The sequence below is a fragment of the Pseudoalteromonas sp. T1lg65 genome (genome assembly GCF_051930985.1).
Lineage (GTDB): Bacteria > Pseudomonadota > Gammaproteobacteria > Enterobacterales > Alteromonadaceae > Pseudoalteromonas.
Genome location: NZ_CP196837.1, coordinates 1,580,767 through 1,604,468, shown reverse-complemented (window position 1 = coordinate 1,604,468; position 23,702 = coordinate 1,580,767). Strand labels below are relative to the sequence as shown.

At 41.8% G+C, this 23,702-nt stretch carries 26 protein-coding genes; 16 read left to right on the top strand and 10 right to left on the bottom strand.

From position 1 onward, the window contains the following. The first annotated feature begins 4 nt into the window (after nucleotides 1-4). The gene (locus ACSLBF_RS06915; RefSeq protein WP_440055873.1) at nucleotides 5-1,618 is read left to right on the top strand and encodes a S1 family peptidase; all 1,614 of its coding nucleotides are present in this window, start codon (nucleotides 5-7) and stop codon (nucleotides 1,616-1,618) included. Between the two features lie 71 nt (nucleotides 1,619-1,689). Here ACSLBF_RS06915 and rluB read toward each other — a convergent pair whose 3' ends face one another. The 5 genes from rluB to rnm form a co-directional block, all read right to left on the bottom strand. Then, nucleotides 1,690-2,553 (bottom strand): 23S rRNA pseudouridine(2605) synthase RluB, encoded by an 864-nt coding sequence (gene rluB / locus ACSLBF_RS06910; protein ID WP_440055872.1) that lies wholly within the window; start codon nucleotides 2,551-2,553, stop codon nucleotides 1,690-1,692. After that, a complete protein-coding gene (gene scpB / locus ACSLBF_RS06905; RefSeq protein WP_440055871.1) occupies nucleotides 2,550-3,137 on the bottom strand; it encodes an SMC-Scp complex subunit ScpB in 588 nt (195 codons plus the stop codon). The genes rluB and scpB overlap by 4 nt, the downstream gene beginning before the upstream one ends. Before the next feature lie 62 nt (nucleotides 3,138-3,199). After that, nucleotides 3,200-4,009, bottom strand: coding sequence for a segregation and condensation protein A (locus ACSLBF_RS06900; RefSeq protein WP_440055870.1), 810 nt, complete (start codon nucleotides 4,007-4,009; stop codon nucleotides 3,200-3,202). A gap of 2 nt (nucleotides 4,010-4,011) precedes the next feature. After that, on the bottom strand, nucleotides 4,012-4,632 hold the full coding sequence (locus ACSLBF_RS06895) for an L-threonylcarbamoyladenylate synthase (RefSeq protein WP_440055869.1): 621 nt from the start codon (nucleotides 4,630-4,632) through the stop codon (nucleotides 4,012-4,014). 5 nt (nucleotides 4,633-4,637) lie between these two features. Next, nucleotides 4,638-5,483 carry an RNase RNM gene (gene rnm / locus ACSLBF_RS06890; RefSeq protein WP_440055868.1) on the bottom strand — a complete coding sequence of 282 codons (846 nt, stop codon included), beginning with the start codon at nucleotides 5,481-5,483 and terminating at the stop codon, nucleotides 4,638-4,640. A 433-nt stretch (nucleotides 5,484-5,916) separates the two neighbouring features. On the opposite strand from rnm, the gene ACSLBF_RS06885 reads away from it, so the two are divergent. From ACSLBF_RS06885 to trpA, 6 genes are read left to right on the top strand one after another with little or no spacing between them, the layout of a single operon-like run. Continuing rightward, entirely contained in the window at nucleotides 5,917-7,491 is a 1,575-nt protein-coding gene (locus ACSLBF_RS06885) for an anthranilate synthase component 1 (RefSeq protein WP_440055867.1), read from the top strand. Next, nucleotides 7,488-8,069, top strand: coding sequence for an aminodeoxychorismate/anthranilate synthase component II (locus tag ACSLBF_RS06880; RefSeq protein ID WP_440055866.1), 582 nt, complete (start codon nucleotides 7,488-7,490; stop codon nucleotides 8,067-8,069). The genes ACSLBF_RS06885 and ACSLBF_RS06880 overlap by 4 nt, the downstream gene beginning before the upstream one ends. A gap of 11 nt (nucleotides 8,070-8,080) precedes the next feature. Continuing rightward, entirely contained in the window at nucleotides 8,081-9,085 is a 1,005-nt protein-coding gene (trpD, locus tag ACSLBF_RS06875) for an anthranilate phosphoribosyltransferase (RefSeq protein ID WP_440055865.1), read from the top strand. Continuing rightward, entirely contained in the window at nucleotides 9,078-10,442 is a 1,365-nt protein-coding gene (trpCF, locus tag ACSLBF_RS06870) for a bifunctional indole-3-glycerol-phosphate synthase TrpC/phosphoribosylanthranilate isomerase TrpF (protein ID WP_440055864.1), read from the top strand. Before trpD ends, trpCF begins: the two co-directional genes overlap by 8 nt. Before the next feature lie 7 nt (nucleotides 10,443-10,449). Beyond that, nucleotides 10,450-11,634, top strand: a complete 1,185-nt coding sequence (gene trpB, locus ACSLBF_RS06865; RefSeq protein ID WP_440055863.1) for a tryptophan synthase subunit beta — start codon at nucleotides 10,450-10,452, stop codon at nucleotides 11,632-11,634. After that, nucleotides 11,631-12,437, top strand: coding sequence for a tryptophan synthase subunit alpha (gene trpA, locus ACSLBF_RS06860; protein WP_440055862.1), 807 nt, complete (start codon nucleotides 11,631-11,633; stop codon nucleotides 12,435-12,437). Before trpB ends, trpA begins: the two co-directional genes overlap by 4 nt. 101 nt (nucleotides 12,438-12,538) lie before the next feature. Here trpA and ACSLBF_RS06855 read toward each other — a convergent pair whose 3' ends face one another. Next, nucleotides 12,539-12,814, bottom strand: coding sequence for an HU family DNA-binding protein (locus ACSLBF_RS06855; RefSeq protein WP_440055861.1), 276 nt, complete (start codon nucleotides 12,812-12,814; stop codon nucleotides 12,539-12,541). 122 nt (nucleotides 12,815-12,936) lie between these two features. On the opposite strand from ACSLBF_RS06855, the gene ACSLBF_RS06850 reads away from it, so the two are divergent. Both ACSLBF_RS06850 and ACSLBF_RS06845 read left to right on the top strand, forming a co-directional pair. Then, a complete protein-coding gene (locus ACSLBF_RS06850) occupies nucleotides 12,937-13,518 on the top strand; it encodes an inner membrane-spanning protein YciB (protein ID WP_440055860.1) in 582 nt (193 codons plus the stop codon). 66 nt (nucleotides 13,519-13,584) lie between these two features. Beyond that, nucleotides 13,585-14,226, top strand: a complete 642-nt coding sequence (locus tag ACSLBF_RS06845; RefSeq protein ID WP_440055859.1) for a lysostaphin resistance A-like protein — start codon at nucleotides 13,585-13,587, stop codon at nucleotides 14,224-14,226. A 28-nt stretch (nucleotides 14,227-14,254) separates the two neighbouring features. Here the strand turns inward: ACSLBF_RS06845 and ACSLBF_RS06840 are convergent, their stop codons facing one another. Beyond that, nucleotides 14,255-15,679, bottom strand: coding sequence for a sodium-dependent transporter (locus ACSLBF_RS06840; RefSeq protein ID WP_440055858.1), 1,425 nt, complete (start codon nucleotides 15,677-15,679; stop codon nucleotides 14,255-14,257). Between the two features lie 227 nt (nucleotides 15,680-15,906). Here ACSLBF_RS06840 and ACSLBF_RS06835 point away from each other — a divergent pair, with 227 nt between their 5' ends. The 5 genes from ACSLBF_RS06835 (at nucleotide 15,907) to ACSLBF_RS06815 (ending at nucleotide 18,983) form a co-directional block, all read left to right on the top strand. Continuing rightward, the gene (locus ACSLBF_RS06835) at nucleotides 15,907-16,206 is read left to right on the top strand and encodes a YciI family protein (protein WP_440055857.1); all 300 of its coding nucleotides are present in this window, start codon (nucleotides 15,907-15,909) and stop codon (nucleotides 16,204-16,206) included. Between the two features lie 92 nt (nucleotides 16,207-16,298). Then, nucleotides 16,299-16,550, top strand: a complete 252-nt coding sequence (locus tag ACSLBF_RS06830) for a PepSY domain-containing protein (RefSeq protein WP_440055856.1) — start codon at nucleotides 16,299-16,301, stop codon at nucleotides 16,548-16,550. 3 nt (nucleotides 16,551-16,553) lie between these two features. After that, a complete protein-coding gene (locus tag ACSLBF_RS06825) occupies nucleotides 16,554-17,228 on the top strand; it encodes a response regulator transcription factor (protein ID WP_440055855.1) in 675 nt (224 codons plus the stop codon). Beyond that, entirely contained in the window at nucleotides 17,222-18,556 is a 1,335-nt protein-coding gene (locus ACSLBF_RS06820) for an ATP-binding protein (protein ID WP_440055854.1), read from the top strand. Before ACSLBF_RS06825 ends, ACSLBF_RS06820 begins: the two co-directional genes overlap by 7 nt. Further along, the gene (locus ACSLBF_RS06815) at nucleotides 18,549-18,983 is read left to right on the top strand and encodes a hypothetical protein (RefSeq protein WP_440055853.1); all 435 of its coding nucleotides are present in this window, start codon (nucleotides 18,549-18,551) and stop codon (nucleotides 18,981-18,983) included. The genes ACSLBF_RS06820 and ACSLBF_RS06815 overlap by 8 nt, the downstream gene beginning before the upstream one ends. Before the next feature lie 20 nt (nucleotides 18,984-19,003). On the opposite strand, the gene ACSLBF_RS06810 is transcribed toward ACSLBF_RS06815, so the two are convergent. Beyond that, nucleotides 19,004-20,041 (bottom strand): AI-2E family transporter, encoded by a 1,038-nt coding sequence (locus tag ACSLBF_RS06810; RefSeq protein WP_440055852.1) that lies wholly within the window; start codon nucleotides 20,039-20,041, stop codon nucleotides 19,004-19,006. 118 nt (nucleotides 20,042-20,159) lie between these two features. Between ACSLBF_RS06810 and ACSLBF_RS06805 the strand changes: the two genes are divergently transcribed. After that, entirely contained in the window at nucleotides 20,160-21,071 is a 912-nt protein-coding gene (locus ACSLBF_RS06805; RefSeq protein ID WP_440056201.1) for a TIGR01777 family oxidoreductase, read from the top strand. A 3-nt stretch (nucleotides 21,072-21,074) separates the two neighbouring features. Here the strand turns inward: ACSLBF_RS06805 and ACSLBF_RS06800 are convergent, their stop codons facing one another. Beyond that, nucleotides 21,075-22,430, bottom strand: a complete 1,356-nt coding sequence (locus tag ACSLBF_RS06800) for a murein transglycosylase domain-containing protein (RefSeq protein WP_440055851.1) — start codon at nucleotides 22,428-22,430, stop codon at nucleotides 21,075-21,077. Nucleotides 22,431-22,468: 38 nt separating this feature from the next. Continuing rightward, nucleotides 22,469-23,047 carry a hypothetical protein gene (locus ACSLBF_RS06795; RefSeq protein ID WP_440055850.1) on the bottom strand — a complete coding sequence of 193 codons (579 nt, stop codon included), beginning with the start codon at nucleotides 23,045-23,047 and terminating at the stop codon, nucleotides 22,469-22,471. 255 nt (nucleotides 23,048-23,302) lie between these two features. Here ACSLBF_RS06795 and ACSLBF_RS06790 point away from each other — a divergent pair, with 255 nt between their 5' ends. Next, nucleotides 23,303-23,695, top strand: a complete 393-nt coding sequence (locus tag ACSLBF_RS06790) for a hypothetical protein (protein ID WP_440055849.1) — start codon at nucleotides 23,303-23,305, stop codon at nucleotides 23,693-23,695. Nucleotides 23,696-23,702: the final 7 nt, after the last annotated feature.

Here is a 23,702-nt window from a genome sequence, read left to right as displayed (position 1 = left end):
CGTTATGATTCGATTGTTTTTTTTATGCTTAATATGTGCCTCATTTTATAGTGGAGCCAGTAGTTTCAAATGTGATTTGTACTCTAAAGCTTCTTTAGCTTCTAAATCAGATTTCAAAAATCTGCTAGCAAATTCGGTCTTTCAAATTTTATTGGTTACTAACGATAATCCAAGAACTGAGAAACGTATCGGAACAGCAACATTGATATCAGAAGATGGTTACATGTTAACTGCTAAGCATATCTTTGAGCTGAATAATTATCACTCACAGTCACGCATTATAGCTAGACTGGCAAAAAATGAGAGTGAATTTGTAACTTATAATGTTGAGCTTGTTAAGCCATTCCATAAAACTCTTGATATAGCAATGCTACGCCTTACCGACGTAAGCGAAAATACGGTTGTACCAATCCCAGTTAACTTTAAATCAAAGTTTGGCCGCCATGAGGCCCGGATTATGGGCTATCCAATCGATAGTCAATTACCCAGTTTATCTGAGCTTGGCAACATGTACTCACAAACCAATGACGGTTACGCAAAGGTCACCCAACTTTCTGCATTTAAAGGATACAGCGGCGGCTTGTTGGTCAACACATATGGGTATGGAATGGGAGTATTATCTGGAAAAATGGTAGTTAGAGATGATGGTTCTGTAACTTGGTTAGATATTGATTTCGAAGATAACGGCGCACTAAATGTGGTACCTTTGTGGTCTGTCTTAGACTTTTTTGCAGATATAAAATCCAATAAAATAGATAGCTATTACCATCGAATAATTAGCTCCGATGAATACGTACAAAAATACGAGTTAGAGGACTTTATTAGACGAGATCGGTTTTCTGCCTCCCTACTTGCATTTAAATTGGCTATGGAAAGGGAGAAATTTACTATTGGTGAAGGAAACTTTCTCGACACAGTAGATTTTATAAACTGTTTATTACCATACAATTTAGCTAGTCAAACAATTAACCGCTGGGTTGCCAAAAATTCTTCTATAGCTAATAAAACATTCCGTCATACCTTGAGTAATGCACGTTTGGCGTTCACTAAGATCCAAAACAGCGAAGCACAATTTATAGAAAGTGCTTTAGCCTATTACAAGCAATCTAATGAGATATCTAAAAACTTAAATATTTCAACTGCAACTGCAAACTATATGAGTCTCGAATACTCAATAGTTGCGCACATGGCGAAAAATGAAGGGATGAACCTAACATCAGCAGAGTTGCCACAAACTATTTTAAGTGAACAACTTAAACAAAATAACTATAATCTCGCTATAAATACTGATAACAGAACTGTTGCAGCCTCCTATTCATTGCTTCTTGACGCTGCATCTACCTATTTAAATGAGCAGAGCACAGCGAAAGCCGGTTCGATATTAGCCGAAGCTGCATTTATCACAAGTGGCCAGCGTAACCCGCAAATGAAAGAAAATGCGAAGTATTTAGCCGCAATTTCCTCACCAAACAAAAATACTTGGTTGGTTGAGTTATCAATTAATCAAGGCGAACAGAAAAAAACCGAAGGACTCCCATCTGAAACATTAATACGGCAGTCAATTGAGACGTTGGAGCAGAGCACTAAATCGCTTAATGGAATGGGAGAATCTATGTAAACAGACTACCTTGCTGATAGAAATCTGATAGTCTGTTTACACTAAAAAACGAGAGTTTTCGCGTCAGTAAGTTACTTTCTTCTACTCGGTGTTTTAACCCGCTGGTTATGCTTTTTCACAGCTTTGCGGATTTTGTTGATTTTAGCGCGTTTATCTTTGCGCTTTTCAGGCATCACTGACAGCTTAGTCTGTGTTTCTGAACGTAAACCAACAGACTTTCTTAAGTAATTTACATCTTCAAGGTTAAGCTCTTCCCATCCACCTTGTGGTAGGCGCTTATTCAGTTCAAGCTTGCCGTAGCGAATACGGATCAGGCGAGATACCTCAACGTCTTGTGATTGCCAAAGACGCCTTACTTCACGATTACGCCCTTCAGTGAGCATAACGTTAAACCACTTATTTAAGCCTTCACCACCCATCGGCTTGATTTTTAGGAATTTGGCTGGGCCATCGTCTAATTCAACGCCTTTTGTCAAAGTGCGTAGCGTTTGGTTGGTTACTTCACCAAAAACACGTGCAGAATATTCCCGTTCAACCTCGTATTTGGGGTGCATTAAGCGATTGGCCAGTTCACCATCATTGGTGAACAGTAGTAAGCCTGATGTATTTATATCCAAACGTCCGATAGCAATCCAACGATCGCCGTCCAATTTGGGTAATCTGTCGAATACCGTACGACGACCTTGAGGATCTTTTCGCGTACACAACTCCCCTTCAGGCTTGTGGTACATAAGTACGCGACAAACACGTTCTTCGCGTTGCTCAATTTTTACGATGTGTCCGTCTACCCGGATCACGGCGTTTTCATCAACACGATCGCCAAGTTTAGCCACTTTTCCGTCGACACTAACGCGATTGGAGTCAATATACTTTTCCATTTCACGTCTTGAGCCAACACCAGCGCGGGCTAATACTTTTTGTAACTTTTCATTCATTCAGATGGTTCTCTCACAGAAGGATCATTCAATAACTGATCTATTTTTTCGTCGTGTTGCTCTGGTAAACGCGGTAGTTCACTTAGCCCTGACAACGAAAAGTAATCTAAAAATTGTTTAGTTGTGGCATAAAGCGCAGGCTTTCCTGGCACTTCTTTATACCCAATCACTTTTATCCACTCTCGCTCTTGTAAACTCTTTATAATGTTTGAACTTACCGTTACGCCACGCACTTGCTCAATTTCACCGCGGGTGATCGGCTGGCGATAAGCTATTAGCGCTAACGTTTCCAGTGTTGCGCGCGAGTACTTTGGGGCTTTTTCCTGCCAAAGTTTACTCAGCCAAGGGCTCAAGCTAGCACATGCCTGAAAACGAAACCCTGTACCGACTTCGACTAAGCGAATGCCTCGAGTTTGGTAATGCTCAGAAATGGTATTTAGTGCTGTATCTAAACGGCTAGCTGAAACGTTAATATCGTCTAACACGGTTTCTTTTAAACGCTTCTTCGAAAGCGGCTTATCAGAAACAAAAATAGCGGCTTCGACTAATTCAACGAGCTGTTCATCACTGATCCGTCTTTTCATTTTTGCACTAGTGGATTAAAAGGCTGGAGTATAGCAGAGCTTAGAAGTTAATAATACTGACATCAAGCTAACCCATCATCACATTGTAGACGCAAGTATATCTGGCTCGCAGGCGCAGCCTGAATACAATCAATAAGCTGCTCTTTTATAAGCTCTAACATTGCAATAAATGTAACAACAACACCACTTCTTCCCTCGTCTACAGTAAAGAAGTCTTGCAACAACAACTGCTTTTGACTGTCTTTCAACTTTTGTAGAATAAAGCTCATGCGCTCTCTAGTCGACAAAGCTTCCGCTGAAATATGATGATGTTCAAAGGTTTTAGCACGAGCCATAACATCAGATAGTGCCAGTATTAGTTCTTTTAACTCAATATTAGGAAATAACGGTTCAGGTTCGGCACTGTTATCAACCAACGCCTGCGCAATAAATATATCGCGATCTACGCGTGGAATTTGATCCATGTTTTCAGCAGCTTGCTTAAACTGTTCATATTCTTTTAGTCGGCGAACGAGTTCTGCTCTTGGATCTTCCTCTTCTTCAAGCTCTTCATGCTTGGGCAGCAGCAAACGTGACTTTATTTGTGCCAATAGCGCTGCCATCACCAAATATTCACCAGCAAGCTCTAGCTGCATATCTTTCATCATTTCAACGTATTGAACATATTGTTGTGTGATACTCAAAATAGGTAACTCGAGAATGTCCAACTTATGACGTTTTATCAGATACAACAATAGGTCAAGCGGTCCTTCAAAAGTATCAAGGATCACCTCAAGTGCATCTGGTGGGATATACAAGTCTTCTGGCTTTTCAACGACGGCTTCACCGTTTAAAAAAGCCAGCGGGAGTTTTTGCTGGGCGGCTTCGTTCATGGTTATTCGAATGGCGTCGTGTCACCACAACCACGACGCAGTATCTCAACTTCACCTTCAGAAAGATCAATGACTGTCGTTGCCTGCTCTATTAAATATCCGCCATGGATAATCAAATCGACTTGCTTCTCCAATCGCATACGTATTTCATCAGGATCTGATTCGGTAAATTGCTCACCGGGCAAAATCAAAGAACACGACATTAGCGGTTCACCTAACTCTTCCAGCAGAGCACTGGCGATTGGGTTGTCGGTGACTCGCATACCAATGGTTTTTTTCTTCTCGTTCAGTAATCTGCGGGGCACTTCCTTTGTGCCTTTAAAAATAAAGGTATAAGGCCCTGGAGTGTTGTTTTTGATCATTCTAAAGAGCTGATTATCGACACGAGCATAGGTCGATAATTCTGATAAATCACGACATATCAGTGTAAAGTTATGATGTTTTTCGATACCACGGATACGTTCAATACGTTCTTTTGCTTGTTTGTTTCCCAACGCACAACCGATGGCATAACCGGAATCAGTTGGGAAGACCACTACTCCACCTTGTTCAATAATTTCAACGGCTTGTTTAACAAGTCTTGACTGTGGGTTTTCAGGATGAATGTGAAAAAACTGGCTCATAGTTATTATTCCTCTTGGCCTCCCCAATGCTGCCAAACACCTTGGCAATCTTTGGGTAAATAAAGGTTACGACCTAAATCGACCCATGGCATTGGAAAGTGAAAGTCTGACCCCTGACTTGCTAGCAGGTCAAATTCCCTGCTCAGTTGCCCCAAAAATTGTCTTTCGCTTGGTGGTTGTTGAGGCTGTGCAACTTCCATCGCCTCTCCACCAACCGTTTTAAAAAATCCTAGTAACTTTCGCAGCCACTTGTTAGACATCTTATATCTTGCCGGATGAGCTAAAACACTTACTCCACCAGCGGCATTAATGGCTTTTACTGCGGTTTCAATATCGCACCAATTGCTCGGTACATAACCAGTTTTTCCTCGCGCAAGATACTTTTTAAAGATATTTTGCATATTTTTGGCAACGCCTCGGTTCACCAACGCTTGTGCAAAGTGTGCACGCGTGATTTGTGCGGTGTCCGCTAGCTGTTTGGCTTCTTCGTATATACCTTCATAGCCGCTTTTCGCCAGCCTCGCGCCAATTTCTTTGGCTCGTGCTTCCCGCTTTTGTTGTTGCTCGTTTAATAACTGCGTCAAAACTTCGTTTTCGATATCAATATTCAACCCAACAATATGGATTTCAAAGCTTTCCCAGCGGGTAGAGATTTCTACCCCATTTATTAGGTTCAGCGATAAATTTTGATCTTTGATATATTGCTCAGCGACAGGTAACGCATCGACTGTATCGTGATCGGTAATCGCAAGAATATCTACGGCTTTTTCCGTCGCCCGCTCTAGCAACTCGCTGACACTCAAACGGCCATCGGAAAAAGTGGTATGGCTATGTAGGTCGTACTTAATCAAAATGTATTATCTATCTCTATGAATTTAAGCTGTTTTAAGTATAACACTGTTTAATACTCAGAACCTTAAGTTATTTTTTTGGTTTGCCCTTGACACTTGGACTGAATATAGGGTTTACTGTGTACACATTAGATACATAACGAAATATTCACAAATGAACAAACAAACACAAAAAAACATTTGGTGGTGGCACTCGAACTAAAGCGGGTGTTTTTCGTTATATCTACGATTTTTAAACCCGCGCTACAACGCGGGTTTTTTTATAACTTTTTAAAGGCAAATTATGTACAACAATCAATCAGTAAACACAATTTGGTGGTGGTGGATGCCCTAGCGGGACGGTATTGTTGTGCCTAAACAATAAACCCCCGCACAGTCAATACTTGCGGGGGTTTTTTTATACTTATTTAATTGAAAATTAGGGGAATGAGGTTTGATTTTCAGTCACATAACGACCACACCAGGTGAGGTCACCAGCATCAGGCAGCAGCGCGATTACATTGCTAGTCCACTGTCTTTATATGCCGGATTAAATAAAAACAATTCTCTGCTACTTGAATCAGCGGAAATTGAGTCAAAAGATAATGTCAAAAGCTTAATTTTGGTCGACGCTGCTATCAGGTTCGAATGTAATGGTTCACAGGTGATTGCTCGTGCGTTGTCTAACAACGGCGCACAACTTCTACCATATCTACAGAGTAAGTTGCTTAATTGTGAAACACATCTAGACAATGCGGTACTCACCATCACATATCATGATGTTGCAAACGATATCGATGAGTACAGCAAACTTAAAGCCGACAACGCATTTAGTGCATTACGGACTTGTGTCGATCAAATCAAACGTAACTCAGACACGCCATTTTCGGTATTTCTTGGCGGAGTGTTTGCCTATGATATGGTTGCCAATTTTGAGCACCTACCGAATGTGCCCAATGGTGAAAATGATTGCCCTGACTACGTGTTTTACCTTGCTGAAACCTTGGTCGTCATCGACCACCAACGCAAAACAACCGAGCTCATCGGCAATGTGTTTAATGGCCCAGACGTACACGCTAACTGTTTTGAAATTGGCCGGCAACTTGAAGCACTCAACCTACAATGTGACACCATCCAGCCTTTTAACCTCGAAAAACTCAGCGGTAAACCAACAGTCCAAGTTAACATCTCTGACGAGCAATACTGCCAACATGTCATCCAATTAAAAGAAAACATCGTAAACGGTGATATTTTTCAGGTAGTCCCTTCTCGTACTTTCTCATTGCCCTGCCACAATTCGCTCGCAGCTTATCAGCAATTAAAAGAGCAAAATCCGAGTCCTTATATGTTTTTTATGAAGGATGAACAATTCGAATTATTTGGTGCTTCCCCTGAGTCTGCATTGAAGTACTGTGAACAGACTAATCAAGTTGAGGTGTATCCGATTGCGGGCACGCGCCCACGTGGACGCTTCGCTGATGGACAAATTAACCCTGATTTAGACAGTCGTATTGAACTGGAACTTCGAGACGATAAAAAAGAGCGTGCCGAGCACCTGATGTTGGTCGACTTAGCCAGAAACGACGTGGCACGAATTAGCGTTGCAGGCACTCGCCACGTAAAAGAGCTGCTTAAAGTTGACCGCTATTCGCAAGTAATGCACTTAGTTTCTAGAGTCGTTGGACAGCTAAAACCCGATCTAGATGCCCTTCATGCTTACCAAGCTTGTATGAATATGGGCACTTTAGTTGGTGCACCTAAGGTGAAAGCAGCAGAACTCGTGCGCCATACAGAGCAACAACGTCGAGGAAGTTACGGAGGAGCTGTTGGATATTTGCTCGGTAACGGAGCCATGGACACCTGTATTGTAATCCGCTCTGCATTTGTAAAAAACCAAATCGCCTATGTACAAGCTGGCGCAGGTGTCGTGTATGACTCAGATCCCCAAAGCGAAGCTAACGAAACCAAAGCGAAAGCCATGGCCGTGATCAAAGCTGTACAATCTACTTACCAGGAGTCAAACATATGAGTAAAGTGTACTTTTTAGATAATTTTGACTCTTTTAGCTACAACTTAGTCGATGAGCTCAGTCTGTTAGGAATGGAGATGGTGATTTATCGCAATCACATCAGCGCCAAAGCTATTTACGACAAGATGTGTGCGGAATCTGAACCTGTTATTTTGGTGCTTTCGCCCGGACCTGGCTCTCCTTCTGAGGCGGGTTGTTTATTGGAGCTTATCGAACGTTGCAAAGGCAAATTTCCAATGCTGGGTATTTGTTTAGGTCAACAAGCTTTGACCCAAAGCTATGGCGGAGAAATTGGCCGCGCGGGCGAAACTGTACACGGTAAATCCTCAATCATTGACGCACAACCACATCCCATCTTCAATGGTTTGGGCGAACGTTTTCCGGTTGCTAGATATCATTCACTGATGGCAACCAAAGTACCAGACTGTTTAACCGTGATAGCCAATTACCAAACAATACCCATGGCCATCTATCACCCAATAGATAAAGTGATCGGGTATCAATTTCATCCTGAGTCTATTTTAACGCCTAACGGTGCACAATTGCTTAAGCAAAGCATCGACTACCTCTGCGCATAGGAGCAAAAAGCATGGATACGTTACACACTTTACTAACACAGCAAGACTTAACATTTGAAGAAAGTAATCAGCTATTCAATAGCATAATGCAAGGCAAATTAAGCGAAGTCGAACTAACTGCGGCGTTAATAGCATTAAAATTCAAAGGTGAAACGACGCAAGAAATCGCTGGCGCAGCGCAAGCTATGCGCGATCATGCGGTACTATTTGATAACCAAAACTTAGTGACAGCGGATAGCTGTGGTACCGGTGGCGATGGTACTAACACAATTAATGTAAGCACCACGGCGGCAATAGTTGCCGCAGCTTGTGGTATCAACATGACGAAGCATGGTAATCGCAGTGTCAGCAGCAAATCAGGGTCATCAGATCTACTTACCGCGCTGGGGATCAATATTGATATGACACCAGAAAAAGCCTCAAACTGCCTCGCTAAGTCAGGATTTACATTTTTGTTTGCACCGCACTATCACCAAGGTGTTAAGCATGCGATGCCTGTAAGAACGGCATTAAAAACCAGAACCATTTTTAACGTCTTAGGTCCACTGGCGAATCCAGCTAAGCCGCAGTTGCAACTACTCGGTGTGTATGACCCGAGCTTGGTTCGGCCAATGGCAGAAACTCTAGCAAAACTGGGGACTCGACGTGCCATGGTAGTACATGGCAGTGGCACAGATGAAATTGCGTTACACGGGCCGACTCTGGTCTCAGAGGTAAATAATGGTGTAGTTACCGACTACGAATTAACCCCGCAAGACTTTGGACTAGAAAACTATTCACTTGAATCAATCGCTGGGGATACCCCACAATACAACGCCAGAGCAAGCTTAGCGATTTTAAATGGTGAAGGACAAGCTGCGCATAATGCCGCGATTGCAGCCAACGTTGCTGCACTACTGGTGCTTTCGGACAAAGCCCCAAACCTGAAGGCCGCCACTCAACAGGTTCTTGACGTACTCGCTAACAAACAAGCAATGAATACTTTGGCGCAAATTGTGGAGATTAGTAATGGCTAATGTACTTGAAAAAATTGTCGCCGATAAGGTTCTTGAAATAGAGCAGCGTAAGCAGGCTCAGCCTTTACAAAGTTTTATTAATGAAATTACACCTTCTACACGCGATTTCTACGCAGCATTAGCGGCACCTGGTACACAATACATTTTGGAATGTAAAAAAGCATCGCCTTCCAAAGGATTGATAAGAGCAAGTTTCAACTTAGATGAAATCACTAAAGTGTATTCCAAATATGCAACTTGTATCAGTGTATTAACCGATGAAAAGCATTTTCAAGGTAGCTATGAATATCTTAGTTACGTACGAAGCAAAGTTGAACAGCCGCTGATCTGTAAAGACTTTTTTATTGATGAATACCAAGTTTACTTGGCAAGAAAGCACGGTGGTGATGCTATTTTATTAATGCTCTCTGTGCTAGATGACCAACAGTATCTAAAGCTTGCTTCACTAGCAAAATCGTTGAATATGGCGATATTGACCGAAGTCAGTAACGAGCCTGAAGTTGAACGGGCACTTGCGTTAAATGCTGATATTATCGGGATCAATAATCGTAATTTGCGAGACTTAAGTACAGATCTCGCCACCACAGAAAGACTACGCAAATTGATACCTAACGACCGTGTGGTGATTTCTGAGTCAGGTATTTACACGCATCAAGACGTTAAGCGCCTCGCTCCTATTTGCAATGGCTTTTTAGTGGGTAGCTCACTTATGGCGCAGAGTGACTTAGAAGTAGCCTGTCGAGCATTAATATTGGGAGAAAATAAAGTCTGTGGGCTAACACGAAGTCAAGATGCAGAGGCTGCTTACCAAGCTGGAGCGATTTTCGGAGGACTGATTTTTTACCCCAACTCTCCACGCTATGTAGATATTGACTGTGCTAAGGCAATCATCGATAGCGCACCATTGAAATATGTAGGTGTATTTGTAAATGCACCGATTGAACAAGTATCTGAGTACGCACAAGTCTTAAAACTAAGCGCAGTTCAGCTGCATGGAGATGAAAACCAACAGTATATTGAGTCTTTGCGTCGACTTTTGCCTGTGACATGCCAGATTTGGAAAGCGCAAGGCATTAGCGATCACCTTCCAGCACCTATGCTCGGTGTAGATAAGCACCTTTATGATACCAAAACCAAATCGGGCACTGGTGGTACCGGAATAGCATTTAATTGGGACTTACTGAAAAGCTGCAAGACGACATACATGCTTGCCGGCGGTTTGACCCCTGACAACGTGTCTGAAGCCCTAAAACAAGGGGCACAAGGTTTAGATTTAAATTCTGGCGTAGAGTTAGCGCCAGGCAAAAAATGTGCAGACAAACTCTCTCGCGCATTTACACACATTCGTAATTATTGAGGTGGACATGAATAATTCAGCTTACTTTGGCGACTTTGGCGGCATGTATGTCCCTGAGTTGCTAGTACCGGCGCTTAAACAACTTGAGCAGGAATTTTTAAAGTCACAAAGTGACCCAGAGTTCCAGCAAGAGTTTGAACAACTTTTGAATAACTTTGCGGGTCGCCCAACGCCGTTAACGCTCACGCGAAACTTAGTCAAAAACCCTAAGGTAAAGTTGTACTTAAAGCGTGAAGATCTGTTACATGGTGGAGCACACAAAACTAACCAAGTTTTGGGACAAGCACTGCTGACTAAACGCATGGGGAAAAAAGAAGTGATAGCAGAAACCGGTGCTGGTCAACATGGTGTTGCAACAGCCCTCGCCTGCTCACTGCTTGGATTAAAATGTCGCGTCTACATGGGAGCAAAAGATGTAGAACGCCAACAACCAAATGTTTTTAGAATGCGCTTAATGGGTGCCGAAGTTATCCCTGTTACAGCTGGATCTGGTACCTTAAAGGATGCAGTTAACGAAGCATTACGCGACTGGTCTGCAAATTATAAAACAGCGCATTACTTGCTTGGAACAGCCGCCGGACCTCACCCATTCCCAACCTTAGTGCGCGAATATCAAAAAATGATTGGTGAAGAAGCTAAGCAACAAATACTAAAAGCTGAAGGCCGCCTTCCTGATGCCGTCATTGCTTGTGTCGGCGGCGGCTCAAATGCGATTGGTATGTTTACCGACTTTATCAATGAACCAAATGTTAAACTGATTGGGGTCGAGCCAGCCGGCAAAGGGCTTGACACTCATCACCATGGTGCCACTCTCTGTCGCGGTACCAAAGGTATTCTGCATGGTGCTTACACGTACATCATGCAGACCGAAGATGGTCAAATAGAAGAGTCTTACTCGGTTTCTGCTGGCTTGGACTATCCTGCCGTTGGTCCACAGCATGCCTACTTACATGAAACTGGCCGCGCGCAATACGAGGGTATTACCGATGACGAAGCACTTGATGCCTTCCAAGCTTTGGCTAAAAATGAAGGGATCATTCCCGCATTAGAATCAAGTCATGCATTGGCTTATGCTTTAAAATACGCAGAGCAGCAACAGCAAGAGACCATTTTAGTGGTTAATTTAAGTGGCCGAGGGGATAAAGATTTAGCCCACGTTCACAGCATTCTTTCAGAGCGAGGTCAGGCATGAAACGATATGACAATATGTTCACCAGATTAAATGATGCACAACAAGGTGCCTTTGTACCATTTGTGACGATTGGTGATCCCGATAAAGCCACCAGCATCGAAATCATAAAAAGCCTGATTGATGGTGGTGCTGACGCACTTGAGCTCGGTATTCCATTTTCAGATCCTGTCGCTGATGGTCCAGTGATCCAAGCGGCCAATATTCGTGCATTGGCCAATAACGTTAATACACAGGATTGTTTTGAGATCATCGCAGCAATTCGTGAATATGATCAGAATATTCCTATTGGTTTGCTGATTTACTCAAACCTGATATTTGCGAAAGGCATTGATACGTTCTATCGGCAAGCTAGCGCTGCTGGTGTAGATTCCGTGTTAGTTGCGGACGTCCCATTACATGAGTCAAAGCGATTCAGACAGTCTGCAATGGCACAGCAAATTGCGCCAATTTTTATTGCCACACCTAACGCAGATGACGACACGTTACGTGAGTGTGCAAGCCGAGGTCGGGGCTACACGTATTTACTCTCTCGTTCTGGAGTAACTGGCACAGAAACGAGTGCACAAATGCCTGCAGAGGAAATGATCACTAAGCTGCTTGAGTATCATGCAGCACCTCCAATTCTTGGCTTTGGGATCTCGACACCTGAACATGTAAAATCGGCTATCGCTTCCGGTGCAGCGGGCGCGATCAGTGGTTCTGCTGTCGTCAAAATTATTGAGCAGCACATTAACGACAAGCCAACAATGCTCAGCGCTTTGAAGCAGTTTGTTGAGCAAATGAAAGCGGCAACGCAAAAATAACTGACCACCTGTAACGTACATCAATGAGTGTCATAAAGCGAGAAAGCCTTTCTTATTGATAGGCTCTCGCTTCAATTTAATCAAATGAACAATTGGTTTGACTAGTCGTGTAGCGAATCTTTCAGCGCTTTTGCTGGCTTAAACAACACTTTGTTTTGACCTTCTATTGTAATCGTTTCACCCGTTTGTGGGTTACGCCCCTGCTTAGGAGGATGATAACTCAACGTAAAAGTACCTAAACCGCTTATCTGCACCGGATCCCCCTCAGACAGGCGCTTTTGTGTCAGTTTGAGTATACTATTGAGTGCCGCTTGGGTATCTTTTTTGGTTAATCCACTATTTTCTGCTATTCGTGTAATTAACTGGCTTTTATTCATGCTGTTACCTTTGGGCATATTTCAAAGCGCCGCAGGCTAAGTGGTCCGTATGAAAAAGTCAACATTGATGTTAACGTCATAAGTTGGTAAAAACCGTTAAACAATTCATTTTTGGAAGAAATATGACAGCAATAATAGAGTATTTACCCCTCATCCTATTTTTTGCAGTATATAAATTTGCTGATATTTTTTGGGCGACTGGTGTACTTATTTTGGCATCACTTATCCAAATGACCCACCAATATATCAAACATAAAAAGGTATCAAGACGTCACTGGGTGTTCTTTGCAGTCGCCGTTGTGCTCGGTGGCTTAACCATTGCCTTTCAAGATGAGCATTACATTATGTGGAAAGCAACCATTGTCTACGGATTAACTGGCGCTGCACTATTGGTGTCTAGGTATTTTTTCAATAAGAACTTAGTGAAAAGCGCATTGGAGGGCGTACTAAAACAGGTCGCCGAGAAAGAAAACGCTGAGTTGGCAATCGAGTTACCTGAAAAAGATTGTGATCAACTCAACTTATTCTGGGCTGGATTGTTATTTTTTATCTCAGGACTGAACTTATATATCGCCTACAATTTTTCCTTAGACTTTTGGGTGAATTTCAAAGTCTTTGGTTTTATTACCATCACATTTCTCGCCATCATATATACCTTATTCAAGGTTCATAAATACTTTCCAGAAGACGAAGCCCAAAGCTAACTTAGCTACCAATTTCATTTAAGCTGCTATATTTATCTCAACGATTCTGTTTGAGGAAATAGCAGCTTGAATGCAAGCCAATATCGGTGGTGTGAACTAGTCTTTATTTTCATTGTACTTCCAGTTGTCGCCTATCAGTTTCGCAGTTATTTAAGCAACTGGTTGTTCCCTGCGCTTATTATTTTAACCGCAGTATGTACCCATTTATTACTCACTGATCCACATTTTAAACGCTTTCGCCTTACCAGCCTTGGTCAGTTCTCCTTGGTGAAACGGCGGCTTTTTACTACCTTTTTCGCTGGAGCTATGTTTTCAGCAATGTTTTATGGTCTCGTTAGTCAAGGAAACTGGTTTCGATTGCCGCTAGACTCCCCTCTAGACTGGTTAACTCTACTTATTGCTTATCCGGTTTTGTCGGTTTTACCACAAGAACTGATATTCAGAAGCTACTTTTTCCATCGCTATAAACGGATTTTACCCAGTAAAAATTATCGGGTTATTCTTAGCGCTTTGGTTTTTGCACTCGCGCATTGTGTTTACGACAATTGGGTCGCAATTGCGTTGTCCTTTATTGGTGGCTTGTTGTTTGCGTACACTTATGCACACAGCCGTTCGCTCGCAGTTTGTGTGTTAGAACACAGTCTTTGGGGACTTTGGATGTTTACCGTGGGGATTGGACATTATTTGGATTCAGGTGTGACATTTTAAAAGGGCCGATTAACTCGGCCCTTATTGACTAAATCCCCAAGATACTAAACGCGAAGTATTTAGTCGTTACGGTGTTAATGAATATCACCGCAAGAATTAGAGGGATAAAGGTTGATAATGAGAAGTTTACATACTTCTCCATTGCGCTACCTAAATAGCCTTCAGAGCCTTGCGCTAGTTCTTCACTTAAGCCAGACTTTTTCCAGCGGTAAGTCACAAATAAGCAAAGTAACAGACCGTTCAATGGCAAGATCGTGTCATAAAAGACGTCATACACCAAATCAAAAAAGCTCTTTGACCCACCACCATAATTGATAAAGCTCGTTAACCAATCAATCATACCAAACGACATTGTCGATAAGATGGTAAGTAATCCCGTTGTGAGTGCCAATACAATTAGTGCTTTCTTGCGAGAGATGCACTTTTCATCCATCAATGCAGCCGTTGGTACCTCTACAATTGAGACCAGTGAAGTAATCGCGGCAAAGAATACTAGCAAGAAGAATAAAGACGCCACAATCGATGCGCCCACATAACCTATGTCATCTTGTAATGCCAATAAAAGCTTTGGTAAATAATCGAATATCATCGATACCGATGAGTCAGAGAGCTCTTTTGGATCAGTATTTGGATTGAAGCTAAAGATAGCTGGTAATACCATCAGACCCGCGATAAACGCCACCAAAGAGTCCATGATAGCGACCATTTTCGAGCTGCCAACGATATCATCTTTATTGCTTAAATAAGACGCATAGGTGATCAAGATACCCATACCTAATGAAAGCGAGAAAAAAGCTTGTGACAAGGCACCGTTAAGCACACTCGCGTTCATCTTCGAGAAATCAGGCACTAGATAGTAGCGAACGCCTGCCATTGCATTATCAAGAGTCAGTACATAGGCTACAAGGGCCACCAACATAATGAATAAAGCGGGCATCAGGAACTTAGCCGCTTTTTCGATACCTTCTTTTACACCACCAACCAGAATCAGATTTACAATCGCAGCAACAACAATCATGTAGATAAATACCGATTTATCGTTAATGAACACGCCGAAATAACCAGCTGACGCAAGCAAGTCCAAGTTACCTGTTACAGCTTGTGCTAGAAAACCAAATATCCAAACGGTAATTACCATGTAAAAAACAACGATCATAAACGGCGTTAACACCGCCAAAAATCCCGCAATTGACCACTTTTTGTCGCTGTTAGAAAGCGTTTTGTATGCCCCGTACGGGTCTTTTTGCGCTTTTCGACCTAAAGCCATTTCCGCCATCATGACTGGCAAGCAGATAAATGCAACAAATAGCGCATAGACTATCAAAAAGGCTCCACCACCATTTTTAGTGGCAGAAACAGGAAATCCGACCAAATTACCGATACCCACAGCGGAACCTGCCGCGGCTAAAATAAAACCAAGTCGTGAGCTAAAATGCTCTCGGTTTGCACTCATATTGCAGACAACCTTATTATTATTTTCAAATACCCGAAGGACTCTACCAGCCAATTCAACTATATTTCAAGCTTAAAGGGGTAAACTCCACTAACTTACTGTACATTTACTTTTGCACATAACTCCATTTATCATGGTTGTGCCTATTGGCCCTAAAAGAAAAACACCCTAGAATAACAGACCTTAAGTAATCGTACTAAGTTTCAATTAACAGAGCAGGATCTGAAATGCTTTACATGATTTACTCAACCGACGTGGAAAATTCCTTACAAAAGCGCTTGGCAGCTAGACCTGATCATCTGGCAAGATTGCAACAGCTAAAAGAGCAAAACAGGCTTTTCGCAGCTGGACCTTTGCCAGCCGTTGATTCTAATGATCCGGGTGAGTCTGGGTTCACTGGTTCTTTAGTCATTGCAGAATTTGAAAATTTAGAGGCAGCTCAAGCATGGGCGAACGATGATCCGTATATTAATGCCGGCGTTTATGCCCAGAGTGTAGTGAAACCATACAAGCTGGTTCTACCGTAAAATTCAGCAAAGGTTAATTACAATCTCGTTACCTTTGCCTGTAACAATGAATAACGTCTACTTTTAATCAACTACATATTTCGGAGTTAATAATGCGATTGCTACTTACCCTGCCTGCACTAGTTTTAGTTTTTGCAGTCAGTGGAGCTGACGCCAGTAACCCCAAAAAGGAACAAACTATCTCTAAAAAAGAAGCTGTCGCTTTGGCTTTAGATAAGTATTCCGGAAAAACATTAAAAATATCTGAGCAAGGCGAGAACTTTATCATTAGGATTCTACAATCCGACGGTCGTGTAATTGATTTAAAAGTAAACAAAAAAACAGGCAAAGTGGAGAAGGACTAATTAATGAGAATTCTTGTAATCGAAGATGACTTGCAACTGGCAGATAATTTGCGTAGTGCACTGGAAAAAGAAAAATATAGTGTAGATATTTGCCACGACGGTGAGTCTGGCCTTTTTCATCTTGAAGAGTATCCTCTCGATCTAGCGGTGATAGATTTGGGCTTACCCAAACTGGACGGGATTGAAATTATTAAACGAGCCAGATCCAACGGCGTCTCAATTCCTATTCTAATTTTAACAGCACGTGATCGTTGGCAAGACAAAGTGGAAGGACTTGATGCGGGCGCTGATGATTACCTTACCAAACCATTCCATGTTGAAGAACTCAGTGCACGCTGCAATGCGTTAATCAGACGCAGTGCTGGGCAAGCTAATCCGGAAATTTGTATTGGACCAATTAAGATCCACACTCGTTCTCAGCAAGTCTGGGTCGAGGAGCGGGAGCTCTCTTTGACTGCATATGAATACAAAGTACTTGAGTACCTAATGGTGAACCCACAAAAGGTTATTTCTAAATCAGAATTAACTGAACATATATATGATCAAGACTTTGATTTAGATTCGAATGTTATCGAAGTTTTTGTTTTGCGGTTGCGTAAAAAGCTTGACCCTGAAGGCACACTTAACCCTGTTGAAACTCTAAGAGGTCGTGGTTACAGGTTTAAATCTCAGTGGTAAACAGAGCCCAAATATCTTTAAAAATAAGACAAGGATTTATCCTTGTCTTTGTGCTTATAATAGCGCTGCCAGCGCTCTTCTTTTCAGTTGGTAAAGCGTATTATGCATCTTTGGTTGATGCTACTGAAAAAACGCTTGAAGCTCATCTTTACTCTCTAATTTCTGAGGTCGAATTTGTATCAGATGGCATTGAAATGCCACGCAGTATCCTTGCGCCTGAGCTGAACAGATTGAACTCTGATACATTCGCACTTGTGTACCAAAACGATTCTCTAGTCTGGTATTCTGAGTCAGCTGTAAACCTCTCTATTGATCCTTCTTTTTCAGACACTCAAACAGGCGCCTCAGAGTTTATTCGAGTCGAGTATAATAACGAATTATATTGGCAACTGAGTTTGACTGTGATCTTGGGAAATGCACAGCACTCACAGCAGGCAAGATTTGTTTTGTTGAAAAAAAATGATGCTCTGGTTGAGTTGATGTCGGGGTTTCGTAAAACCCTTGTCAATTGGATGCTGGGTATGGGGATTATTATTGCGCTGTTAATGGCTTTTGGATTTGTTTGGAATGCTCGACCATTACAACGCTTAGACAAAGAAATTAAGCAAATTGAAGCTGGCGAACGAGAACAGATAACCGGTTTATACCCAGTGGAGTTACTGACAATTAAATCAGATCTCAATTTGCTACTTGAGTCTCAAAAACGACAAAAAGAAAGATATAGGGCTTCACTGAGTGATCTCGCCCACGCCCTAAAAACACCGTTAGCGGTGATTAAATCGAGCCCAATGGCAAAAGATGAAGATGTTCAGGAACAACTAGACCGTATTAATGTCATGATTGAACATCAACTCAAACGAGCCGCAACTGGTGCATCCGATACTTGGAAAAAGCAGACTGTGATCAAGCCAACGCTCGATTCAATTCTCAATGCGATGAGTAAAGTCTACGTCGAAAAACACATTCAATTTTCGAAAACGTGTCCAGATGACGTCGCTTTTCTTGGAGATAAAACCGACCTGATGGAAATTCTTGGCAACATTATTGATAATGCATGTAAAGCCTGTGATCATATGGTCGATATAACAGTCACATCAGCTAGTAAAAAACAAATTACTATCGAAGTCGAAGACGATGGCCCCGGAGTCCCAGAAGCTAGTCGAACAGAGTTGCTTACTCGAGGTACTCGCCTAGATACTTACGAAGCAGGACATGGCGTAGGGATGGCAATCGTTGCCGATTTAGTTAAGTCTTACCATGGCCTTATAGATATAGGGACATCCAAACATGGTGGCGCAAAGTTCACAATAGAGTTTAATCATGAATAAAACATTTAAGCTTGCTTCACACGCTTGCCTTTTACTTACGGCGAGTCTTGCCAACGCCAAAATCGAAATTCCCGATGTGACGTTAAAAGACTGCCAACCACCGGAGTCAAATAGACCAGACAAAGCTAAACGCTTCATCATGTGTTTAGATGAAAACATTGATACGCTGGAAAGAAATAGACAAGCTTGGATTAACAAGCTCATACTCGATACTAAAACTTACCAGCAAGAAAGTGGTAACACTGCCCTGCTTCCTATCATCGAACGCGCACTCAAAAACCAAGCTGAATATATGGAAGACAGTTGTCGATGGCGGTATTTGCTGATTATGCCAAATTCAACGAAAGCTGCCACAGCATACAAAGAATGTAAAATTCGATTCATAAAGCAGCACATCTTGGAAATCAAACAAGGCAGTTTTGGGTAGAGCCTCTCTACCCTATTACTCTACTCTTGCGCTATTTTTTCTTGTTGCGAACCGAGCAACGTTGCCAACCATTTACCATCATCACTATTCTCTAACGCAATTTTGGCAACCATGGTAAGTGGCACTGACAACAACATACCGACTGTACCCAACAGCCATCCCCAAAATATCAGCGAAAGAAACACCACCAATGCAGACAAGCCCAACCCTCTGCCCATGTATTTGGGTTCAATTATGTTTCCCATAATGGTGTTTACGCTGACGTAACCAATCACTACAACACCACTTACTATGGGTCCATGAGTGATAAGTGCAAGTAATACTGGTGGTACTGCTGCAATTATAGAACCGATATTGGGAATATAATTAAGGAAGAAGGCTACCACTCCCCATAAAATAAAGTAGTCGATATTCAACGCCCATAAAAACACGGCAATAACGAGGCCCGTTCCTAAAGAAACCACTGTTTTAATCGCTAGATAGTTATTTATCGACTCTAGAAACCGGTCGATTTGCTTCATTTTCATTTCCGGATCATCTAGTGCAAGATGCACCTTGTCACTGATCATCGGCGCTTCAAACAGCATAAACACAACAATAAGAAGAATTAAGAAACCATTCGCCATCACACCACCAAGACTAGTCAAGGTATTTGTCGCAACATTAATTAGACGATTTGGGTCCAGCATGCTAATTACCTGCTGTTTGTCGAGAATAATATTGTAATTCGCGGCCGTATTTACTAACCAAACGAACTTTTCTTGGAGTGCCTCTTTATATTCCGGTAGTTGCTGCGAAAAATCATTAATTGATTGACCAACTAACCCGCCCACACTGGCACCTATCAGCACAACCAGTGCGATTATAATAACAATGGCTACCCCTTTGGGAATTTTAAATCGCGCTAAAAATCGCAACGCTGGATTGCAAATAATGGCGATAAATGCAGCTAAAATAAAGGGCACAACAATATCTGATGCCAGCTTAATTCCACCCAGCACGACAAATAAAGCAGCAAGTACCACTAAGGTTTTATTGATCCCATTTAAAGACGACACGTTACTTTCCTTCTCGCTTTTTGCTTATTCTAAAACAAAGCTTCTATAATGAAAATGTGTGATCTCACTCAGCGTGTATACGTAAACATCTTCTTTCAGTGAATTGGAAACCATTTTAATGAGAATTCTCATCACAGGTGCAACCGGATTAATAGGGAAACGATTAAGTCAATATCTTGCTCATAAGCATAGTGTTATTGCACTTACTCGAAATATCACTAAAGCTTTAAGTACCCTACCAAAAGGAATCGAACCTGTTTCTTGTCTTAATAAAGTGAATTTTAATGAACTTGATGCCATCATTAATTTAGCTGGTGAGCCCATTGCTGAAGGTAGGTGGACTAAAAATAAAAAACAGAAAATTATCAATAGCCGTTTGGAGCTAACACAACAAATATGTAAAAAAATCATTGAATCAGAAACACCCCCTCATACTTTGATTTCTGGAAGTGCGATTGGTTATTACGGCAGGCAACTTCCAGAAACTCAAATTACTGAACGCTTCACGCAGTGCCATCCTGAATTCTCCCATGATGTATGTAAACAGTGGGAACAGATGGCCGAATCAGCTCGCTCCGAGCAGACCAGAGTCTGTTTGCTTCGAACGGGGATCGTTTTAGCAAAGGATGGTGGAGCGCTGAAGCGGATGTTACCGCCATTTAAATGCGGTTTAGGTGGGCCTATCGGATCCGGTAAGCAGATTATGTCTTGGGTGCATTTAGACGATATGGTGCAGTTGATATTGTTTATCCTAAGACATCGTGAAATTGATGGACCAGTTAATGCGACCGCGCCAGAGCCGGTATCAAACGGCACCTTTTCGATAGCACTAGCGAATGCAATATCAAGACCTGCTTTTATCACCACTCCTGGGCCAGTGCTCAAACTAATGTTTGGAGAGATGGCAGATTTACTACTCTATGGACAACAAGTGATCCCTGAAAAATTACTCGATTCCGGTTATCGGTTTAGGTACCCAAATCTCACTGAAGCTTTTCAACAGATCTTCTCAAATCAAAATAGTGGCTAATATTTATTTAGAAGCTTCTGATATGTTGTTTTCAGTGTAAAGTGATTCTCTCGCTAACACCTTTTGCAGATAATGCTTTGTTTCGTCATAAGGCAGCCCAGCTTCTAGCGCAGCCAGCACATTTTGCGGTGATAAGGTGTTGATAACTTTCGACGCTTTAAGGATAGAGCGAGAGTTATCATCATTAAATACCCGAGCAACATTACCAGCCCCAGTATTGTAAGCCGCAATCATACAATATTTCCTGCTTGTCGGGTTTTCAATGTTTCTCAAGTAGCGGCTGTTGAGTATATGTAAATATGCACTTCCCGCTTCGATATTGTTATCGCTTACATAAAGATATGGAGCAGACATTGGCTCGTCCAAATTGTATAAATAACGATTAACATCTACACCTGCGCTAGTTGGCACAATTTGCATTAATCCGTACGCTGGAATATGGGATTTAGCCATGGGGTTAAAATGGCTCTCTGTGTGCATTACGGCTAGAACTAAACTGGCTGGTAGTTCAAAACGTTCACTTTGCGATTGAACTTGGGTTAGATATCTTGCTGCACGCTTTGAGGCTATATTGCCTTTTGGCAGTGAGATAACAACTTCAGTGACAACGGTGGTATCTGGTGGATCTTCCTTCACTAAGTTCTGTGCAGTTGCTAATAGATTTTTAATCCGGTCATTTTTAAGCTTGAGGATAGTCTTCTTTTGCTCAACCGTGTCATTTACTACATGCTCTGCTTCACCACCATCAAGAATAGCGTTGTCAGTGTTTATTTCTAGCACTTTTAGCTGCTGCTCGGTTTGCTGCTCAACTTGTTTTTTTGCTGCTGCTATCGCTTTGGCTCTTTGGTTATTGGTAATCGTACGTGTTACAGCCTTATCTTTAACCGCAATCTTAGGGAGCTCAGAGCCGTTTTCAAACGCCTTCACTACAGAACTATTTGTTAGTAAAAACGCTTTGTAGCGATTTTGTATCTGTTGTTCCGAGATTGGTTGTTCTGCTTCGTGGCGGATACTGATGGTTACAGCATTTGCTGCAAAATCCAGTGCGACTCGAGCTGCAAAATCGTCTGAGTACGCCACAAATTCAGCATTAGATGACGTCTTTATATCACCCCACTGTTGAATTACTTTGGCTCTAAAAGCGTCATATTCTGCGAAGTGCTGCTCTAGATACGCGGCAAAAGCTTTTCTGTGTTCAGATTTGAATCGTTCAAACTCATCTAAATGAGCCTCGTTATTCTCTTCTGCCTGCCATGAAGACATCGCTTTAGAGAGTGACTCAAATAGCTCAGCCTGACTCGCTACAGCAGATGTATGGACCAATAACGCTGAACAAAGCAGTGAAAGTTTTAGCCTCATAATAATGCAATTCCTTAGTAAGGGAACCGAGCAAAAAACTAGTTTGTTAACCTAGCGATTTCTTTTTCTAAATCTTGTTCAGCTTTAAACGCTTTGAACTCTTGATACAAAAACTTTTCATCTTGTGGATCAATCGAGCGCTTACTTTCTTTTACAAGATCTTTAAATAACTCTTTGGTTTGCTCAGGCGACAATGTTACTAAAGCGCAAAAATAATCTTTATTAGAGATATCGACAACATCAGCTTTTAGTACTCGAGAACCACTTAAAGACTGCTTTGTTAATTGCTTCGAAACTGAGCTAAATGTTCCCCCTACAGTGGTCTCATCGTTTGCGTCGGTTCTGTTAGAGAAAGTTTTGTCTAACCCTTCAATACGCGTTTCAATTTGTTGAGCTAATGCTAGACGCGCATTTGCAACCGCCATTTTTTGGTCAATCGAAATATTACCCGAATAACTTACGCAATCTGCAGCGGCAATGCCATCTTCAATGGTTGGGTTGAGTACCCATTCAGGAATATTAACACGCGGACTTGATGCTGCATCATCTTGAGTGGAGCTACACGCTGACAGAATACTGACTATCGCGGCTGAAAAAACTACTTGCTTCATCTTCATAATTTGGGTTCCTTTCGTTCCCTTATTTCTACACTTTAAAACTTAACAAAAAAGAGTGATAGTTACAGTAATAAATTGTAAAAACGATTTTTAACAATTTTACGCTTTCCTTATTCCATCGCAGTATTTAATTTATAAACATATTCAATGGATTATTTTTCGGGCTAGATGTCTAACTTTCAAAAAGTCATCAATTTGTTGCAAGTGTATAAGCTATTTTTTGTTATTTCTTTACTTTTTCTTAGCACCTGCGATATGACCAAGCCCATAAACAAAAGCGTTATTGGCTATTCAACTATTAATGGTGCTGGTTCTGCCACTAAAAAAAGTGAGTCGAGTTACAATCAATTAAACACAGACAAACTATTCTTCCACTCTGAGATGGGCATACACTCTCATCTTCAACATGACGATAGACAGGACAATGCAAGTTTCGAAGACACTAAGCTCCTGATTGAACAAACCTTCACTATCGGTCTAAATGATAAAGCATTTTCACTGTTAATTTGGGTTAGCGGCTGTAAGTTTGCAGGCAAAATTATGCACCAGTTTGTTAATCCATCTCACAGCACCACAGCTTTGATGCATGTGAGATCTTTTTTAAACCAAGGTGCAAGTGTTTCAGCACTCGTACTTACAATGAATTAGGGGTAGC

What these genes read in the sequence shown, in the direction of transcription:
- rluB (WP_440055872.1), bottom strand. Translation starts at nt 2,553, where the DNA reads ATGAATGAAAAGTTACAAAAAGTATTAGCCCGCGCTGGTGTTGGCTCA.
- ACSLBF_RS06855 (WP_440055861.1), bottom strand. Translation starts at nt 12,814, where the DNA reads ATGAATAAAAGCCAGTTAATTACACGAATAGCAGAAAATAGTGGATTA.
- ACSLBF_RS06805 (WP_440056201.1), top strand. Translation starts at nt 20,160, where the DNA reads ATGAGAATTCTCATCACAGGTGCAACCGGATTAATAGGGAAACGATTA.
- ACSLBF_RS06880 (WP_440055866.1), top strand. Translation starts at nt 7,488, where the DNA reads ATGAGTAAAGTGTACTTTTTAGATAATTTTGACTCTTTTAGCTACAAC.
- ACSLBF_RS06800 (WP_440055851.1), bottom strand. Translation starts at nt 22,430, where the DNA reads ATGAGGCTAAAACTTTCACTGCTTTGTTCAGCGTTATTGGTCCATACA.
- ACSLBF_RS06815 (WP_440055853.1), top strand. Translation starts at nt 18,549, where the DNA reads ATGAATAAAACATTTAAGCTTGCTTCACACGCTTGCCTTTTACTTACG.
- trpA (WP_440055862.1), top strand. Translation starts at nt 11,631, where the DNA reads ATGAAACGATATGACAATATGTTCACCAGATTAAATGATGCACAACAA.
- ACSLBF_RS06915 (WP_440055873.1), top strand. Translation starts at nt 5, where the DNA reads ATGATTCGATTGTTTTTTTTATGCTTAATATGTGCCTCATTTTATAGT.
- ACSLBF_RS06840 (WP_440055858.1), bottom strand. Translation starts at nt 15,679, where the DNA reads ATGAGTGCAAACCGAGAGCATTTTAGCTCACGACTTGGTTTTATTTTA.
- trpB (WP_440055863.1), top strand. Translation starts at nt 10,450, where the DNA reads ATGAATAATTCAGCTTACTTTGGCGACTTTGGCGGCATGTATGTCCCT.
- ACSLBF_RS06795 (WP_440055850.1), bottom strand. Translation starts at nt 23,047, where the DNA reads ATGAAGATGAAGCAAGTAGTTTTTTCAGCCGCGATAGTCAGTATTCTG.
- trpD (WP_440055865.1), top strand. Translation starts at nt 8,081, where the DNA reads ATGGATACGTTACACACTTTACTAACACAGCAAGACTTAACATTTGAA.
- ACSLBF_RS06850 (WP_440055860.1), top strand. Translation starts at nt 12,937, where the DNA reads ATGACAGCAATAATAGAGTATTTACCCCTCATCCTATTTTTTGCAGTA.
- ACSLBF_RS06900 (WP_440055870.1), bottom strand. Translation starts at nt 4,009, where the DNA reads ATGAACGAAGCCGCCCAGCAAAAACTCCCGCTGGCTTTTTTAAACGGT.
- ACSLBF_RS06790 (WP_440055849.1), top strand. Translation starts at nt 23,303, where the DNA reads ATGACCAAGCCCATAAACAAAAGCGTTATTGGCTATTCAACTATTAAT.
- ACSLBF_RS06835 (WP_440055857.1), top strand. Translation starts at nt 15,907, where the DNA reads ATGCTTTACATGATTTACTCAACCGACGTGGAAAATTCCTTACAAAAG.
- scpB (WP_440055871.1), bottom strand. Translation starts at nt 3,137, where the DNA reads ATGAAAAGACGGATCAGTGATGAACAGCTCGTTGAATTAGTCGAAGCC.
- ACSLBF_RS06830 (WP_440055856.1), top strand. Translation starts at nt 16,299, where the DNA reads ATGCGATTGCTACTTACCCTGCCTGCACTAGTTTTAGTTTTTGCAGTC.
- trpCF (WP_440055864.1), top strand. Translation starts at nt 9,078, where the DNA reads ATGGCTAATGTACTTGAAAAAATTGTCGCCGATAAGGTTCTTGAAATA.
- ACSLBF_RS06895 (WP_440055869.1), bottom strand. Translation starts at nt 4,632, where the DNA reads ATGAGCCAGTTTTTTCACATTCATCCTGAAAACCCACAGTCAAGACTT.
- ACSLBF_RS06825 (WP_440055855.1), top strand. Translation starts at nt 16,554, where the DNA reads ATGAGAATTCTTGTAATCGAAGATGACTTGCAACTGGCAGATAATTTG.